The organism is Planotetraspora sp. GP83 (assembly GCF_041262585.1).
GTDB lineage: Bacteria > Actinomycetota > Actinomycetes > Streptosporangiales > Streptosporangiaceae > JAOEGB01.
The window spans coordinates 171004-186526 of the sequence record NZ_JBGCBZ010000015.1 but is presented as its reverse complement, the minus strand read 5'-3'; the positions used below and the strand labels follow the sequence as shown (position 1 = coordinate 186526).

The 15523-nt window shown below is 70.5% G+C and carries 13 protein-coding genes; 6 read left to right on the top strand and 7 right to left on the bottom strand.

What is annotated here, in order from left to right; genetic code table 11:
- Positions 1-24 precede the first annotated feature (24 nt).
- Both ABH927_RS21840 and ABH927_RS21835 read left to right on the top strand, forming a co-directional pair.
- Entirely contained in the window at positions 25-786 is a 762-nt protein-coding gene (locus ABH927_RS21840; protein WP_370024107.1) for a hypothetical protein, read from the top strand.
- A gap of 54 nt (positions 787-840) precedes the next feature.
- Positions 841-1473, top strand: a complete 633-nt coding sequence (locus tag ABH927_RS21835; RefSeq protein WP_370024106.1) for a LysE family translocator — start codon at positions 841-843, stop codon at positions 1471-1473.
- Here the strand turns inward: ABH927_RS21835 and ABH927_RS21830 are convergent, their stop codons facing one another.
- The 5 genes from ABH927_RS21830 to ABH927_RS21810 all read right to left on the bottom strand — a co-directional run bounded on the left by ABH927_RS21830 (position 1474) and on the right by ABH927_RS21810 (position 8055).
- The gene (locus ABH927_RS21830; RefSeq protein ID WP_370024105.1) at positions 1474-3072 is read right to left on the bottom strand and encodes an acyl-CoA synthetase; all 1599 of its coding nucleotides are present in this window, start codon (positions 3070-3072) and stop codon (positions 1474-1476) included.
- Between the two features lie 36 nt (positions 3073-3108).
- Entirely contained in the window at positions 3109-4257 is a 1149-nt protein-coding gene (locus ABH927_RS21825) for a thiolase domain-containing protein (protein ID WP_370024104.1), read from the bottom strand.
- A 141-nt stretch (positions 4258-4398) separates the two neighbouring features.
- Positions 4399-5427 (bottom strand): thiolase domain-containing protein, encoded by a 1029-nt coding sequence (locus ABH927_RS21820; RefSeq protein ID WP_370024103.1) that lies wholly within the window; start codon positions 5425-5427, stop codon positions 4399-4401.
- Entirely contained in the window at positions 5427-6425 is a 999-nt protein-coding gene (locus ABH927_RS21815) for a Zn-ribbon domain-containing OB-fold protein (RefSeq protein ID WP_370024102.1), read from the bottom strand. The genes ABH927_RS21820 and ABH927_RS21815 overlap by 1 nt, the downstream gene beginning before the upstream one ends.
- Positions 6415-8055, bottom strand: a complete 1641-nt coding sequence (locus ABH927_RS21810) for an acyl-CoA synthetase (protein ID WP_370024101.1) — start codon at positions 8053-8055, stop codon at positions 6415-6417. The genes ABH927_RS21815 and ABH927_RS21810 overlap by 11 nt, the downstream gene beginning before the upstream one ends.
- A 223-nt stretch (positions 8056-8278) precedes the next feature.
- On the opposite strand from ABH927_RS21810, the gene ABH927_RS21805 reads away from it, so the two are divergent.
- Positions 8279-9094, top strand: coding sequence for a crotonase/enoyl-CoA hydratase family protein (locus ABH927_RS21805; protein ID WP_370024100.1), 816 nt, complete (start codon positions 8279-8281; stop codon positions 9092-9094).
- A gap of 76 nt (positions 9095-9170) precedes the next feature.
- On the opposite strand, the gene ABH927_RS21800 is transcribed toward ABH927_RS21805, so the two are convergent.
- Both ABH927_RS21800 and ABH927_RS21795 read right to left on the bottom strand, forming a co-directional pair.
- On the bottom strand, positions 9171-9797 hold the full coding sequence (locus ABH927_RS21800) for a damage-control phosphatase ARMT1 family protein (RefSeq protein ID WP_370024099.1): 627 nt from the start codon (positions 9795-9797) through the stop codon (positions 9171-9173).
- Positions 9798-10085: 288 nt separating this feature from the next.
- Positions 10086-11198 (bottom strand): NAD(P)H-dependent flavin oxidoreductase, encoded by a 1113-nt coding sequence (locus ABH927_RS21795; RefSeq protein WP_370024098.1) that lies wholly within the window; start codon positions 11196-11198, stop codon positions 10086-10088.
- Positions 11199-11448: 250 nt separating this feature from the next.
- On the opposite strand from ABH927_RS21795, the gene ABH927_RS21790 reads away from it, so the two are divergent.
- From ABH927_RS21790 to ABH927_RS21780, 3 genes are all read left to right on the top strand, one after another.
- The gene (locus tag ABH927_RS21790; protein ID WP_370024097.1) at positions 11449-12414 is read left to right on the top strand and encodes a LysR family transcriptional regulator; all 966 of its coding nucleotides are present in this window, start codon (positions 11449-11451) and stop codon (positions 12412-12414) included.
- 85 nt (positions 12415-12499) lie between these two features.
- The gene (locus ABH927_RS21785) at positions 12500-14026 is read left to right on the top strand and encodes a S1 family peptidase (protein WP_370024096.1); all 1527 of its coding nucleotides are present in this window, start codon (positions 12500-12502) and stop codon (positions 14024-14026) included.
- A gap of 204 nt (positions 14027-14230) precedes the next feature.
- Positions 14231-15424: an alpha-lytic protease prodomain-containing protein gene (locus tag ABH927_RS21780; RefSeq protein WP_370024095.1), complete on the top strand. Its 1194-nt coding sequence runs from the start codon at positions 14231-14233 to the stop codon at positions 15422-15424.
- The last annotated feature ends 99 nt before the right edge of the window (positions 15425-15523 follow it).

Sequence of the window (15523 nt, the reverse complement as noted above, 5' to 3'; positions counted from 1 at the left end):
TCCACCTCTGCGCCAGGAGCCCCCTTGTCCCGCTTCAGTGAGGAACTGCGCGACCCCTGGGGGCTGCTCATCGGCGCTACCGCCGGAGGCGCGGCCTGGGCCGTCAACGTGCATCCGGTGGGCGCCGCCTTCGTCGGCGTGACGGTCTGGCTGGCCAAGTCGTTTGCCTCCGCGTGGCAGTCCACGGGGGGCGAAAGCCGTACGGACGAGCCGGTGGAGCTGCCGGTCGCCAAGGGCAGTCCCGAGGAGGCGTGGCTGCGGCGGGGCGAACGGGCGGCCAAGAACTTCGGCGACCTGACCGCCTCGATGCGCGGGCAGCTCCTGCTCGACCGGATCGCGGCCATGCGCCCGCAGGTGGACGACACGGTCGCGACGCTGCGGCGGCTGGCCGGGCAGGCCTCGGTGACGGGCTCGGCGCTCGCCCGCTTCGACCCCCGGTTCCTCCAGCAGGAGCGGGTACGGCTGGCCCGCGCCCGGGAATCGGCCCGGCCGGAGGTGGCGGGCGAGCTCGACCGGTCGATCGCCTCGCTGGAGGCGCAGCAGGAGGTGTACGACCGGCTGTCGGCGACCCGCGACCGGGTGCTGGCCCGCCTGGAGTCCGGGGCGATCAGCCTGGAGGGCCTGGTCGCCCGGGTGGTGGAGGTGTCGGCGATGACGGCCACCTCGACGGCGGCCGACGGCGGCACAGGGGCTCTCGACGAGCTCACCTCCGAGCTGGAGCTCACCCGGCAGAGCCTGCACGAGGTCGAGGAGGCCACCCGCCACGACCTCGGCCACACTCCCTGAAGCCCGCGGGAAAAAGCAGGTGCCGTGGCGGGGCCGGGTTCGTACCATCGCGGCATGCCACCTGTGACGACACTCGCCATCTTCGCCGCCGCCACGCTCGCGCTGCTGCTGGTCCCCGGACCCGCCGTGGTCTACATCGTCACCCGCAGCGTCGCCCAGGGCCGTACGGCGGGCCTGGTGTCGGTCCTCGGCGTCCACGCCGGGTCGCTGGTGCACATCGCCGCCGCCGCGCTCGGGATCAGCGCGCTGCTGGCCGCGTCGGCCACCGCGTTCGCCCTCGTGAAGTATCTCGGCGCGGCCTACCTCGTCTATCTCGGCGTACGAAAGCTCCTTCATCGGGGGGACGCGGAGTCGCCCGAGGTCAGGCACGCGTCGCGGTCGCGGCTGTTCGGGGAGGGCTTCGTCGTCAACGTGCTCAACCCGAAGACGGCGATCTTCTTCCTGGCCTTCCTCCCGCAGTTCGCCGACCCGTCGCGGGGGCCGATCATGCCGCAGATCGTGCTGCTCGGCGCCATCTGGGTGGTGCTGGGCATGGCGAGCGACGGCACGTACGCCGTGCTGTCCTCAGCTCTCGCCGGTCGCCTGCGTTCCTCCGCCCGGGCCAGGCGGCGGCTTGACGTCGGCAGCGGCATGGTCTACCTCGGCCTCGGCGCCGTGGCCGCCGTCACGGGCGAACGCCCCACCTGATCACGCCGGTGATGTGGTGGCGGCGGCCTGGGCGGTCTCCTTGGCCCATCGGTAGTCGGCCTTGCCCGCCGGCGACCGGACCAGTTCCTCCACGAACGCGTAGGTCCGGGGCACCTTGTACCCCGAGAGCCTCTCCCGGCAGTGAGCGTCGAGCTCGGCCGGCGTCGGCGAGGTGCCCTCGTACGGCTGCACCACGGCCGCGACGCGGAAGCCCCAGCGGTCGTCGGGGATGCCGGTGACCACCGCGTCGAACACCGACGGATGGCCCTTGAGCACGGCCTCGACCTCCTCGGGGAAGACCTTCTCCCCGCCGGTGTTGATGCACTGCGACCCGCGGCCGAAGACGCGGATCGTGCCGTCCTCCTCCACCATGGCGAGATCGCCGGTGAGCAGCCAGCGGGTGCCGTCCGCGTCGGTGACGAAGGTGCGCTCGGTCTTATCCGGGTCGTTGTAGTAGCCGAAGGCGATCCGGCCCGCCTTGGCGACCGTACCCATGTCTCCCGAGCCCGGCTTCACCGGCTTGAGCGTCTCGTCCAGGACGGCGATGGCCGAGTTGGTGTTGGGCTGATACTTCAGTCCCGACTCGGGGGACGAGCCGGACACTCCCGAGGCGGTGTATCCGGACTCGGTGGAGCCGAAGTTGTCCAGAATCATCGTGTTGGGCAGCAGCTCCTGCAGCCGGTCCCGCACCGAACCGGTGAGGATCGCCCCCGTCGAGCTGAGGGCGAACAGCGACGACAGGTCGTACGACCGGGTGGCGAGCTCCTCCGCCAGCGGGCGCGCCATCGCGTCGCCGGTGATGTTGACGCTGACGACCTTCTCGCGCTCGATCGCGCGAAGGACCGCGGCGGCGTCGAACCTGCGGACGTAGGCGATGGCCGCCCCCATCCACCACGCGATGAACGTGGCCATCTGCGCCGCGCCGTGCATCAGCGGGGCCGCCGCCATCATCACGATCGGGCCGGAGCCGGTCGCCTGATCGATGACGGCCTCCGGCGTCGGCAAGGGGGCACCGTACGGGTTGCCGCCGCCGAACGCCATGAACAGGTCCTCGACCCGCCACATGACACCCTTGGGCATGCCGGTGGTCCCGCCCGTGTAGATGACGTAGACGTCGTCGCCGGATCGCCTCGGAAATCCCCGCGTCGCGGGCTGCCCTTCCAGTGCCTCGCCGTACGGCACGGCGCCCGGGACCGTGGTGTCACCGCCGACGGCGATGAGGTGGCGCAGGGCGGGGGCCTGCGGGGCGGCGGTCGCGACGCGCGAGTCGAACTCGACGTCGAACAGCAGGGCGACGATGTCGGAGTCCCGGTAGAGGTAGAGCAGCTCCGCCTCGACGTAGCGGTAGTTGACGTTGACCGGAACCGCCCGGATCTTCAGCGCCGCGAGGAGCCCGATGACGTACTCGACGCCGTTGTAGAGCTGGATCCCGACGTGCTCGCCCGGCCGTACGCCCTGGGCGGCGAGGTGGTGCGCCAGCCGGTTGGCCAGCGCGTCCAGCTCGGCATAGGTCAGGCGGTCGTCGCCGCAGATGACGGCCACGCGGTCCCCGATCGCGTCCGCGAGCCCTTCGTACAGATCAGCGTGATTGAACTCCATACCGGGGACGACCCTTCTTGTCAGGGCTTTGTCGGTTCAGGGTTTGTCGGTTCCGACGATCCACATGGCGAAGAACTGGGCTCCTCCCCCGTAGGCGTGCCCGAGAGCCCTTCGGGCGCCGTCGACCTGGTGCTCCCCCGCCATGCCCCTGACCTGGAGCGCGGCCTCCGCGAACCGGATGAGCCCGGAGGCCCCGATCGGGTTGGAGGACAGCACTCCGCCGGAGGCGTTCCAGGGGATGTCGCCGTCGAGCGCGGTGCATCCCGCCTCGGTGAGCTTCCAGCCCTCACCTTCGGGGGCGAAGCCGAGGTTCTCCAGCCACATCGGCTCATACCAGGAGAAGGGCACGTACACCTCGGCGACGTCGATGTCCCGGCGCGGGTCGCCGATCCCGGCCTGGCGGTAGACGTCCGCGGCACAGTCCTTGCCGCCCTGCGGGTTCACGGTGTCGCGGCCCGCGCGGAAGATCGGCTCGGAACGCATGGCGGTGCCGTGCACCCAGGCGGGAGTCCCGGTCACCTTGTCCTCGGCGGCGAGCACCATCGCGCAGGCGCCGTCCGACGACGGGCAGGTCTCCAGGTAGCGGATCGGCTCCCACAGCATCGGCGTCGACTCGACCATCTGCCGGTTGATCCCCGGGATCTTCAGGTGGGCGTAGGGGTTCTTCAGCGCGTTCTGCCGGTCCTTGACCGCGACCAGCGTGCCGATGTGGTCGGGCGCGCCGGACCGGCGCATGTACTCGCGGATGTGCGGCGCGAAGTAGCCTCCCGCGCCGACGACGAGCGAGGCGTTGAACGGCAGATGCGTCGAGAGGGCCCAGGTCGCGTTCGACTCCGACTGCTTCTCGAAGGCCACCACGAGCACCCGGTCGTGCACGCCACCCTGGATGAGCGATGCTCCGACCAGCGCCGTCGAGCCGCCGACCGAGCCCGCGGTGTGCACGCGCATCATCGGCTTCCCGGCCGCGCCGAGGGCGTCCGCGAGGTACGCCTCGGGCATCATCACGCCCTCGAACAGGTCGGGGGCCTTGCCGATGACGACCGCGTCGATGTCCTTGAACGTCAGGCCCGCGTCCTCGAGCGCCCGGAGGGCGGCCTCCCTGACCAGGCCGGCGATGGAGACGTCGCGGCGCTTGGTCTGGTAGTGCGTCTGGCCGACGCCGACGACGGCACAGCGGTTACCCACGACGGCACCTCGATTGCATGATCACGAACAGCGTTTTCGCAGGTACGGCAGGGCGTCCGGGACTCCCCGCATGATCACGACCTGGTGTTGGCGCAGGCGAGGCCCGATGTGCGGGAGCCTGTGCATGATCACGGCGAAGGGTCATGGGGTGGGGCCTTCCAGAACGGCGACGAGGTTGTGCTGGAGGCAGGGGCCGGAGGTCGCGTGGGCGACGGCACGGCCGGCACTCCCGTCGAGGACTCGTCTGGCGGCCTCGCCCATGCGGATCAGGCCGGTCGCCATGACCGGATTGGCCGCGAGCGGCCCGCCGGAGGGATTGACCACCGTGTCCTCAGCGAGGCCGAGCGCCTCACGGAGGATCAGCTCCTCGTGGCTGAACTGGGCGTGCAACTCGGCCACGTCCACCGGGCCCTTGCCCACCCCCGCCGCGCGTGCGGCGTCGGCGGCCGAGGCCGACCGGGCGAGATCTCGCATGCCCAGATAGTGGGGCTCGATCCGGTGCGCGATGCCGGTGATCCAGGCGGGGCGCTCCACCAGCTCCCTGGCCAGATCTCCCGCCGCCAGCACAACCGCCGCCGCGCCGTCCGTGATCGGCGCCACGTCGTACGGCTTGAGCGGCTCGACCTCGAAACCGTCGCCGGACGGGTCCGGCAGGTCGAGGGCGTACGGGTTGTCCCGGCCGTCGCCACGGCTCCGCCGTACGATCTCGTCGAGCGCGGCCCGGTCGGCGCCGCACGCGGTCGCCTGGAGGGCGGCGAACGACACCTGGTCGAGCCCGAGCGGCGCGAGATAGTACGGGTCGAGCTGCAGGGTCATGAGCTCGCGGAGGTCGCCCTGGGACGACTTGCCGAAGCCGTAGACCAGGGCCGAGTCGACGTCGCCGTGCTGGAGCCGGACCCATGCCTCGTACAGCGCGAACGCCGCGTCCATCTCGACGTGGCTCTCGCTGATGGGCGGCCAGGCGCCCAGCACGTCGAGCGCGGAGACGAACGAGAACGGCGCCCCGGCGAGGTAGTCGCACGAACCCGAGCACGTGAAGCCGAACTTCCTGAGCCCGGACTGCTCCCTGACCTCGGTGATCACCGGGAGCAGCAGCTCCGGTTCGGTCAGCCCGGTGTCGTGGCCGGTGTGCACCGTTTGCGCGAACGCGACGATCGCGACCTCCCGCATCACGCCCCGCCTTCCGGCTCTGAATCGTCCACGTCCTCGGACAGGTCGACGTCCTCGGACAGGTCGACGTCGGGCTCACCGGTCGGGGCGAACCATTTGATGTTGGTCATCGCCATGGTCCGTTCCTCGGGCGGCACCCACACGGCCCTCACTCGCATGCCCTGCCGCACCTCGTGCGCGGGGACGTCGCCGACCAGCGCGATCATCGGGGTGTCCGACCTGTCCAGCAGGACGTACGCCGAGACGAACGGCACCTGAGGAGCCCGGGGATCGGGCAGGTTGTTGATCGCGAAGGTGGTGATCGTGCCCGTGTCGGCGACCTCGACCTCCTCCTCGATCACGGAGCCGCAGGACGGGCACGAGAGCCGGTAGGGGACGTAGACCTTGTCGCACGCGGCGCACCGGCCTCCGATGAGCACGCCGTCGCGGACGCCCTCCAGGAAGCGGGTGAGGGCGCGGCCCGGCGTGACGCGATATTCGGCGCGCACCGGCGAGACCATGCGGGTGACCTCGGGCAGGAAGCATTCGATGTCGGTGATGTGCCCGACGGGGCCGGCCTTCCAGCGCGGGCGGACGCGGAGGCCGGGCCGCATGGCCTTCGGGTTCCCGGCGTCCACCACGTGGACCAGGGCGGTGTCGGCCCCGTCGAGCCTGATGGTGGCCCAGGCGAACGGCCGGTCGAGCGGATGGCCCTTGCGCGGCGCGCCGACCCAGGCCCAGGCCTGTACGGTCCCCGCCGGGCCGACTTCGACGTATTCGCCCGTCACGCTCTCGCCCGTAGCCGGGTCGTATTCGAGCGGCGGGACCAGGACGTCGCCGCCTGCCGTACGGACTCCGACGATGCGCCGGTCGCGCAGTTCGGTGAGGAAGCGCCCGATGACCGGCCCGGTCGTGCGCGTGTATCCGCCGGGGAACTCCAGGACGTGCGTGGCCGACAGTCCCCCCGATGGCGGTTCGTCAGAAGACGGCGGTTCCTCAGATGGCCCGTCAGATGGCACGGTCCCTGCCTTCCCAGTAGGGGTCGCGGAGCTTGCGCTTGAGGAGCTTGCCGTTCGGTTCGCGCGGCATCTCCTCGATGAAGTCGATCGACTTCGGCCACTTCATCTTCGACAGGCGGCCGTTGAGCGAGGCGAGGATCTCCTCGGCCAGCTCGGGGCCGGGGGCCACGCCGGGCGCGGGCTCGATGACGGCCTTGATCTGCTCGCCCCACTCGTCGTCCGGGATGCCGAAGACGGCCACGTCGGCGATCTTGGGATGGATGAGCAGCTCGTTCTCGATCTCGGCGGGATAGATGTTCGCCCCGCCGGAAATGATCATGTCGGCCTTGCGGTCGCAGAGGAACAGGAAGCCGTCGTCGTCGAGGTAGCCGATGTCGCCGACCGTGAAGTAGTCCGTGTTTTCACCGACCCCCCTTCGGGCACCCACCCCCACCGCCAGGCGGTTGGCCTCGGTCTTCGCGGGGTCGCCCTTGTACTCGAAGCGGACGCCCATCATCTTCATGTAGATCGTGCCGGGCGTGCCCCGCGGGACCTCGTTGAGATCGTCGTCCACGATCAGCAACTCGCTGATCGGCCAGGCCTTGCCGACCGTGCCGGGGTGCTTCTTCCAGTCCTCCGGCGTGGCGATGGTGCCGCCGCCCTCGGTGGCCGCGTAGTACTCGTACACCACGTCGCCCCACCACTCCAGCATCTGCTGCTTGACCGGCACCGGACAGGGCGCGGCGGCGTGGATCATCCACTTGAGCGATGACAGATCGTATTCGCGCCGGATCTCGTCCGGCAGGGCGAGCAGGCGCTTGAAGTGCGTGGGGACCATGTGGGAGTTGGTCACCCGGTAGCGCTCGCACAGGCGCAGCGTCTCCTCGGCGTCCCACTTGTCCATGTAGACCAGCGTGTGCCCCATGTGCAGAGCCGTACCCCCGAACTGGGTGACCGCCGTGTGATAGTTCGGTGAGGTGACGAGGTGGGCGTTGGGCCGCCCGGGGGTCATCCCGAACAGCCCCAGCAGGAACGTCATGAGCTCGGCGCCGTCGTCGGGGTCGAGGCCGCTGAGCGGCCGTCTGACGCCCTTCGGCTTCCCGGTCGTGCCAGAGGTGTAGTGCATGGTCGCGCCGGCCGTACGGTCCGCCGGAAGGGTGTCCGGGCGGCCCTCGGTCAGGTCGGCGACCGGCCTCCATGGCCGGCCGTCCGGCCGTTGCTCACCGTCGGGCCGTTGCTCACCGTTCAGCCAGGTCACCGTGCCGAAGGAGAAGCACCGGTCGCGGGAGATCCGCGCCTCTTCGGCTCCCCGGAGGCCCTCCTCGCCGTAGCGCTCGTGGACGAAGAGCGCCTTCGCCTCGCTGTCGGCCACGATGTAGCCGATCTCGGGACCGGTGAGGTGCCAGTTGATCGGTGTGTAGTACCACCCCGCCTGCATGGCGGCGAGGTAGAGCGTGAGGCTGTCGACGCCGTTCGGTACGAGGCCGCAGATGCCGTCGCCCGGCGCGAGACCGAGGTCGCGCAGCCCGTGAACGAGCCGGTTGGCGCGGGCGAGCAAATCTCCGGCGGTGTGTTCGGTGCCGTCGGGATCCACCGCGGCGATCCACTCGGGATCGGCCTGGGCGATCCTCCAGAAGCCGAGCGAGCCCATCGGAACTCCCTTGTCCGGTTCCGCCCTGACGTACCCCCCGGATCGCCGCAGTGAAGCACGTTCTCGTTGCCCCTACAAGCCCTGGCGCTACGGGAGGTTACGAACAAGAATCTGTTCTAGTTCGCAAGCGGCAGACTAACCCGGCCGACACAGGCCGAGCAAGCGCTTGATCAAAGGACCTCGCCTGTGGATAGTCTGGCCTCTCGTCACTTCTGGAGGTTTCATGGAGCTCCTGCCGATCAGCACGCCGCACTGCCGGATCGAGCGGGACGGCCACGTCGTGATCGTGACGATGGACCGCCCGGAGGCGAGGAACGCGCTGTCCACGGACATGCTGGTCGGCCTGGCCGAGGCGTGGCAGTACATCTCGGACGAGCCGGAGGTCCGGGTCGGCATCCTCACCGGGGCGGCCGGCACGTTCTGCGCCGGCGCGGACCTGAAGGCGATGGGCACGCCCTCGGAGGACGAGCGGGTCAGGCAGCGGGCCGCCGAGATCGCGGACGTCCACTGGAAGGGCCTGCTGCGCGACACCGACTCCCTGCCTGCCAAGCCGATCATCTCCGCCGTCGAGGGCTACGCGGTGGCGGGCGGCACCGAGCTGCTCGTCGGCACCGACCTGCGCGTGGTGGCCGAGAGCGCGACCCTCGGCCTCTTCGAGGCCAGGCGGGCGCTCTTCCCCATGGGCGGCGCCGCCGTACGGCTGCCGCGCCAGATCCCCTACGCGTTCGCGATGGACCTCCTGCTCACCGGCAGGGCGATCACCGCCCAGGAGGCCCTCACCATGGGCCTCGTCAACAAGATCGTGCCCGACGGTCAGGCCCTCGCCGTGGCCCGCGAGCTGGCCGACCAGGTGGCCGCGTGCGGGCCGCTGGCCGTACAGGCGATTCTCCGGACATATCGGGAGACTCTCGGGCTCGGCGAGGCCGAGGCCCTGAAGATCTCCGACAACATCGGCTGGCCGGTCATCGGCTCCGAGGACGCCAAGGAGGGATCCCGCGCGTTCCGGGACAAGCGCCCCGCCGTCTACGAGGGAAAGTAACGGCCCCAGAGGGGAAAAGGGGACCCGCCGGGCCCCCGCACGCGCCTCGCCCTAATCGGGCGGCGGGTGGGGAACGTCAGGGTCTGGCCTGGATCATGGCGTGGGTTCCGGTCGTGCGCCATGGTGTCCCGGCCGCATTCAGCGCGGCCAGTGTGGGGGCCGGAACGCCGACGAGCGCGTCGGACTTCAGTGTGCGCAACGTGACGACCGGGCCGGGGAAATATCCGGTGACCCGCGCGAACGGCGTCGCCTCCGGCCACATGGCGTCGCCGACGAGCCTGCGGTAGTTCAGGTCGCCCTTCATGATGGTCAGGGACGCCGAGGCGAAATCGTCCCGCAGGTCGTCCGGCATGTCGCGGTAGGGCAGCGGAGCGCAGGAGAACGGGTGGGCTCGCAGCGCGAGGCGCCCCGCCCCCATCGCGTGCCAGAGGCGCCCGCCGGCCTTGCCCGCCTCCCCCGGCGCGGCGGCCAGCCGCCGCAGGCACGCGACCACGTCCGCGGGCGTGGCGTCGGACACGAAGTACGGATAGGGCTTGACGTGCAGCACGACCTCGCTCGCCGGCCCTTCGGCGAGGAGGTGGTCGACGAGGAGAAGGTCGGCCAGCAGCTCCCGGCCGGCGTTGTCCGCGACCAGGCAGACCTTCCCATGAGCCCCATGAGCGCGGTCATGGAGCAGCGACCACAGCAGAGCGCCGTCGTCCACGACCAGCCCCGCGACGCGCTCACGCTCGCCTGTCAGCGTGATGGCGAACGACAGGTCCGCGCGGTCTCAGACGCCTTGGCGTGATCATGCACATCTTCCCACGCGTACCCCTCTGGCTGCGGCGGCACCCTTCGTGATCAGGCAGCCCCGGCGGCTGCATGATCACCCACGCCGTTCACCGAGCTCGAGCGGCATCCCGGGGAACTTCTGCCAGATCACGAACGGTGTCGTCCCAGGTAGTCCCCGTCTGCGGGAATCTCTGCATGATCACGCGTGATTGGTTGGGGGTCAGGCCTCGGTCATCCGGGTGAGGCGGTCCATGGCTTCGACGTATTCCTCGACCATCTCGAACATCACCTGCCTGACGGGCTTGACCTGGTTCGTCGTGCCGATGATCTGACCGGCCGGGAAGGTGGCGAGCTCGGCCGCGTCGGACCTGCCGATCCGGCGCAGCGCCTCCGACACCAGCATGAACTGGAGCGGCATCGGCAGTGTGCCCGGCGACTCGGCGGACTCCCAGGCGTCGGTCCAGGCGTTCTTGAGCAGGCGGGCGGGCTTGCCCGTCCAGCTTCGCGAGCGCACCGTGTCGGCCGACGTGGCCTCCAGGATCCGCCGCTTGGCGAGCTCCGGCGTGTCGGCCTCCTCGACCGTGAGCCAGATGGAGCCGGTCCACACTCCCTCGGCCCCGAGCGCCATCCCGGCGGCCATCTGGCGGCCGGAGCCGATCCCGCCCGCCGCCAGCACCGGCACGTCCACGGCGTCGACCACCTGCGGGATCAGCACCATCGTGGAGATCTCACCGGTATGCCCGCCGGCCTCGGTCCCCTGGGCGACGACGACGTCCACCCCCACCTCGACCTGCTTGGCGGCGTGCCGGGGGGTGGAGGCGAGGGCGGCGACCTTCACGCCCTTCTCGTGCGCGAGCTCGACGACATCTGCGGGAGGCGGGCCGAGGGCGTTGGCCAGCAGCGCGATGGGATGCTTCAGCGCCACCTCGACCTGCGGCCTCGCGGTCGCGTCCGTCCACCCGAGCAGCACCTTCCCCGGGTCGGAGCCGGTCAGCGGCGGCACGTCATGCCGGGCCAGCAGATCCTCGACGAACGCCCGGTGCCCGTCGGGGATCATCCCCCGCAGCCTGGCGACCAGCTCTGCCGGGCTGTCGACGCCCAGGTCGGCTCCGGCGTAGGAGGCGGGCATGACCACGTCCACGCCGTACGGCCGGCCGTCCACGTGGTCGTCGATCCACTTGAGCTCCATTTCGAGCTCTTCGGGAGTGAAGTAGAGGGCGCCCAGCACTCCCATGCCGCCCGCGCGGCTGACCGCCGCGACGACATCCCGGCAGTGGCTGAAGGCGAAGATCGGGAACTCGATCCCGAACATGTCCGTGAGACGTGTCCGCATGTCCTCGACAGTACGGCCGCGCTCCGGCGAACTGCAACGGGTTCTAACTAGAACGTTTCGTCGGTTGTACCAGCCGGTAACCTCATCCCCCGACAGAGGTCGCGCGAGCCGTACGAGAACACGTTTCAGCCGTGCCGCGACTCTTTCTCACAACCGCGCGGCGGCGATGTGACCGCAATCCACGAATCACAGTCAAATTTCGTGACACACCGGCATTGCAGCCATAACACAGCGGCCGTACCTTCCCGGTATGGATCTGGAGCTCCGTCACCTCAAGATCGTGCGCGCGGTCGCCGAGGCCGGGAGCGTCACCAAGGCGGCCACCCGGCTCGGGCTGGCCCAGCCCTCCCTGACCGCGCAGCTCAAACGCATCGAACGCGCTCTCGGAGGCCCCTTGTTCGAGCGCGACCGCAACGGCGCCCGGCCCACTCCCCTCGGCGAGATGGTGCTGTCGCGGGCCCGTGTGCTGCTGCCCGCCGTACGGGAGCTCCAGGAGGACGCGGTGCGGTTCGCCAACAACTCCGACCCCGAGGACATCCCCGGCTACCGCCTCGGGGCCACGCACGGGCCGATCCTCGGCGGCCTCGTCGAGCGCCTGACCGCCGCCCATCCGGTCACCCCCGTGACGACCCGCACGTCCTGGTCGGCCCGCGAGCTGACCTCGATGGTGACCTCCGGCCGCATCGACTTCGCCCTGATCGGCACCTGCGGCGACAGCCCGCCGCCCAAGGCCGACGCGATGAGCTGGAGCACCGTGGGCACCGACCCCGTCTTCGTCCTGCTCGCGGAGGACCACCCGCTCGCGGGCGAGAGCGAGCTGGAGCTGTCCCGCCTCGCGGGCGAGTGCTGGGCGGTCGCCCCCGGGGACGGCTGTTTCGCGGACTGCTTCGCCGGGGCCTGCGCGCGTGCGGGCTTCGTGCCCATGCCCATCTACGAGACCGACGTGACCACCTGCCTGCACCTGGTCGGGGTACGCAAGGCCGTCGCGCTCTGCCAGGCCACCTTCCAGCTGACCGCCGGGCTCGTGATGATGCCGCTGGCCGGGGCTCCGCTGCGCTGGCGGCACCTGCTGGGCTGGCACGCCGACTCGATCGCCGCCCGGGCCGCGCCCTCGGTGGTCCACTACGCACGCGCGGCCCACGCCGACGCCGTACGGCGAAGCCGGCGCTATGCCGACTGGCTCGTCGCCAACCCTCCCTTCAGCACGCTTCCATAACTCGGCGGTAGGGGGCATCTGATAGATCCCCGCTCGGGGTGAGCGTGGTTACGGTGTCGGCACCCCCCGACACAAGGAGAGCCCCATGCTCCGCAGACGCACGGTCACCACCGCATGCGCTCTGGCGATCAGTGCCATCACCCTGATGGCCGCCCCCACTACGGCGGAAGCCGACACCGGAACCACCGATGCGGCCGCCACCGGTTCGTCCGTAACCGGTTCGTCCGCCACCACGATCAAGCCGCCGCCCGGCATGCTCGACGCCATGCGGCGAGACCTGGGCCTCAGCGCGGAACAGGCTCAGGCCCGCCTGCTCAACGAGTCGCGCGCGGCCGCCGTCGAGTCGAGGCTCCGCAAGCAACTGCGCGACGCGTTCGCCGGCTCGTGGCTCACCGGAGACACCTCCTCGACCCTCGTGATCGCCACCACCGACGCTTCGAAGGCGTCCGCCATCAGCGCCTCGGGCGCCCGGCCCCAGATCGTCGGCCGGACACTCGCCTCGCTCACCGCCGCGAAGGAGGCTCTCGACAAGGCCGCCGCGAGCGCGGCGCCGAAGTCCACGCCGATCTGGCACGTCGACGTGCGGAGCAACAGCGTCGTCGTGCTCACCTCCCAGCCCGCCGAGGCCGAGGCCTTCATCGCGGCGAGCGGGGTGGACAAGTCGGCGGTTCGGGTGGAGCAGTCCGCCGAGCAGCCGAGAGTCCTCTATGACGCGCGCGGCGGCGACGCCTACTACATCAACAACTCCGCTCGCTGCTCGATCGGCTTCCCCGTGACCCGGGGCGGCCAGGGCGGTTTCGTCAGCGCCGGCCACTGCGGCAACGCGGGCGACAGCACCGCCGGCTACAACAGGGTCGCCCAGGGGACGTTCCAGGCGTCGTCGTTCCCGACGAACGACTATTCGTGGGTCGCGCTCAACAGCGGTTGGACCCCGCAACCGTGGGTCAACAACGGCAGCGGCGGCAACGTCACCGTCAGCGGTTCGACGGTGGCCGTCGAGGGCGCCTCGATCTGCCGGTCCGGCTCCACCACCGGCTGGCACTGCGGGACCGTGCAGCAGCGCAACACCAGCGTCACCTACGCCGAAGGCACCGTCTACGAGGTGACCAGGACCAACGTCTGCGCCGAGCCCGGCGACTCCGGCGGCTCCTTCATCTCCGGCAGCCAGGCCCAGGGCGTCACCTCCGGCGGCTCCGGCAACTGCACGTCCGGCGGCACGACCTACTTCCAGCCGGTCAACGAGATCCTGTCGGCCTACGGCCTCACCCTGGTGACCTCCGGCGGCAACCCGCCGCCCACCGGCTGCTCCGGCTACCAGCAGACCTTCAGCGGCAGCCTCACCAGCGGCGCGAGCGCCTACCAGCCGAACGGCTCCTACTACCAATCGACCGTCTCCGGCACCCACAGCGGCTGCCTCGACGGTCCCGACGGCGTCGACTTCGACCTCTACCTGCAGAAGTGGAACGGCTCGACCTGGGTCAACGTCGCCAGCGGCACCTCGTCGGGCCCGGATGAGACCGTCACCTACTCCGGTACGGCCGGCTACTACCGGTACCGCGTCCACGCCTACAGCGGCTCCGGCTCCTACACCATGGGCCTCAGCAAGCCGTAGTGGCCGGAAGCGAGATCCCGGCAACACAGAGTGAGTAAAACTTGCGCCGCCGTCCGCCAAGACGGCGGCGCCCCCGTGTCTGAGAGATCACAGCGAGGTAGATTCGGCGCGCTTCCATACCGCGACGGTAGGGGTTAACTGATAGATCCGCGCCTGTCGGGAGCTCAGTTACGGTGACGGCACCCCCCGACAAAGGAGAGCCACATGCTCCGCAGACGCACGGTGACGACCGGCTGTGCCCTGGTCATCAGCGTCCTCGCGCTGACCGCATACCCCGCCGTGGCCGACCCCCAACCTGACGCCACCACACCCGATGCCACCACGGCCTCGTCCGGCTCCGACCCCACTCCGCCGCCCGCCGTTCTCGACGCCATTCAGCGCGACCTCGGGCTCAGCGCGGCGCAGGCCGAGGCCCGCCTGGCCAACGAGGCCCGCGCGAGCGCCACCGAGGCCAAGCTGCGCGGCAGCCTCGGCGCGAGCTTCGCCGGATCGTGGGTCACCGGAGAGACCTCCGCCACGCTGGTCGTCGCCACGACCGACGCCGCGCAGGCGCCCACCATCGCCGGGTCCGGCGCCCAGCCCCAGATCGTGGGCCGGACGCTGGCCGCGCTCACCGCCGCCAAGGAGGCGCTCGACAGGGCCGCCGCGAGCGCGCCCTCGACGACCAAGCAGTCCACGCCGGTCTGGTACGTCGACGTGCGGACCAACAGCGTGGTCGTGCTCTCCTCGCAGCCCGCCGAGGCCGAGGCCTTCGTCGCGGCCAGCGGGGCCGACAGGGCCGCGGTCCACGTGGTGCGGTCCGCCGAGCAGCCGCAGCTCTACTACGACGTGCGCGGCGGCGACGCCTACTACATCAACAACTCGGCCCGCTGCTCGATCGGGTTCTCCGTACGGCGCGGCTCCACGAACGGCTTCGTCAGCGCGGGTCACTGCGGGCGGCCCGGCTACACGACGGCGGGCTACAACCGCGTCGCGCAGGGCACCTTCCAGGGCTCGTCGTTCCCCGGCAACGACTACTCGTGGGTCGCGGTGAACAGCAGCTGGACGTCCCGGCCGTGGGTCAGGGGCAGCGGCGGCGGGAACGTGACCGTCAAGGGGTCCGCTGTCGCCGTCGAGGGCTCCTCGATCTGCCGCTCCGGCTCGACCACCGGCTGGCACTGCGGCACGGTGCAGCAGCGCAACACCAGCGTCACCTACTCGCAGGGCACGGTCTACGAGGTGACCAGGACCAACGTCTGCGCCGAGCCCGGCGACTCCGGCGGCTCCTTCATCTCCGGCAGCCAAGCCCAGGGCGTCACCTCCGGCGGCTCCGGCAACTGCACCTTCGGCGGCACGACCTACTTCCAGCCGGTCAACGAGATCCTCGCGGTCTACGGCCTCACCCTCGCAACGGGCTGAACCCGTCCGCGTGATCATGCACATTTTCCCGGGCTGTCCCCTGACCTGCGCGACAGCAGTACGTGATCATGCGCACTTTCCCCCGCACCTATGGTGCGC

Coding starts and splice junctions, on each gene's coding strand:
- ABH927_RS21835 (WP_370024106.1), top strand. CDS start 841: ATGCCACCTGTGACGACACTCGCCATCTTCGCCGCCGCCACGCTCGCG.
- ABH927_RS21830 (WP_370024105.1), bottom strand. CDS start 3,072: ATGGAGTTCAATCACGCTGATCTGTACGAAGGGCTCGCGGACGCGATC.
- ABH927_RS21820 (WP_370024103.1), bottom strand. CDS start 5,427: ATGCGGGAGGTCGCGATCGTCGCGTTCGCGCAAACGGTGCACACCGGC.
- ABH927_RS21810 (WP_370024101.1), bottom strand. CDS start 8,055: ATGGGCTCGCTCGGCTTCTGGAGGATCGCCCAGGCCGATCCCGAGTGG.
- ABH927_RS21805 (WP_370024100.1), top strand. CDS start 8,279: ATGGAGCTCCTGCCGATCAGCACGCCGCACTGCCGGATCGAGCGGGAC.
- ABH927_RS21795 (WP_370024098.1), bottom strand. CDS start 11,198: ATGCGGACACGTCTCACGGACATGTTCGGGATCGAGTTCCCGATCTTC.
- ABH927_RS21790 (WP_370024097.1), top strand. CDS start 11,449: ATGGATCTGGAGCTCCGTCACCTCAAGATCGTGCGCGCGGTCGCCGAG.
- ABH927_RS21785 (WP_370024096.1), top strand. CDS start 12,500: ATGCTCCGCAGACGCACGGTCACCACCGCATGCGCTCTGGCGATCAGT.
- ABH927_RS21780 (WP_370024095.1), top strand. CDS start 14,231: ATGCTCCGCAGACGCACGGTGACGACCGGCTGTGCCCTGGTCATCAGC.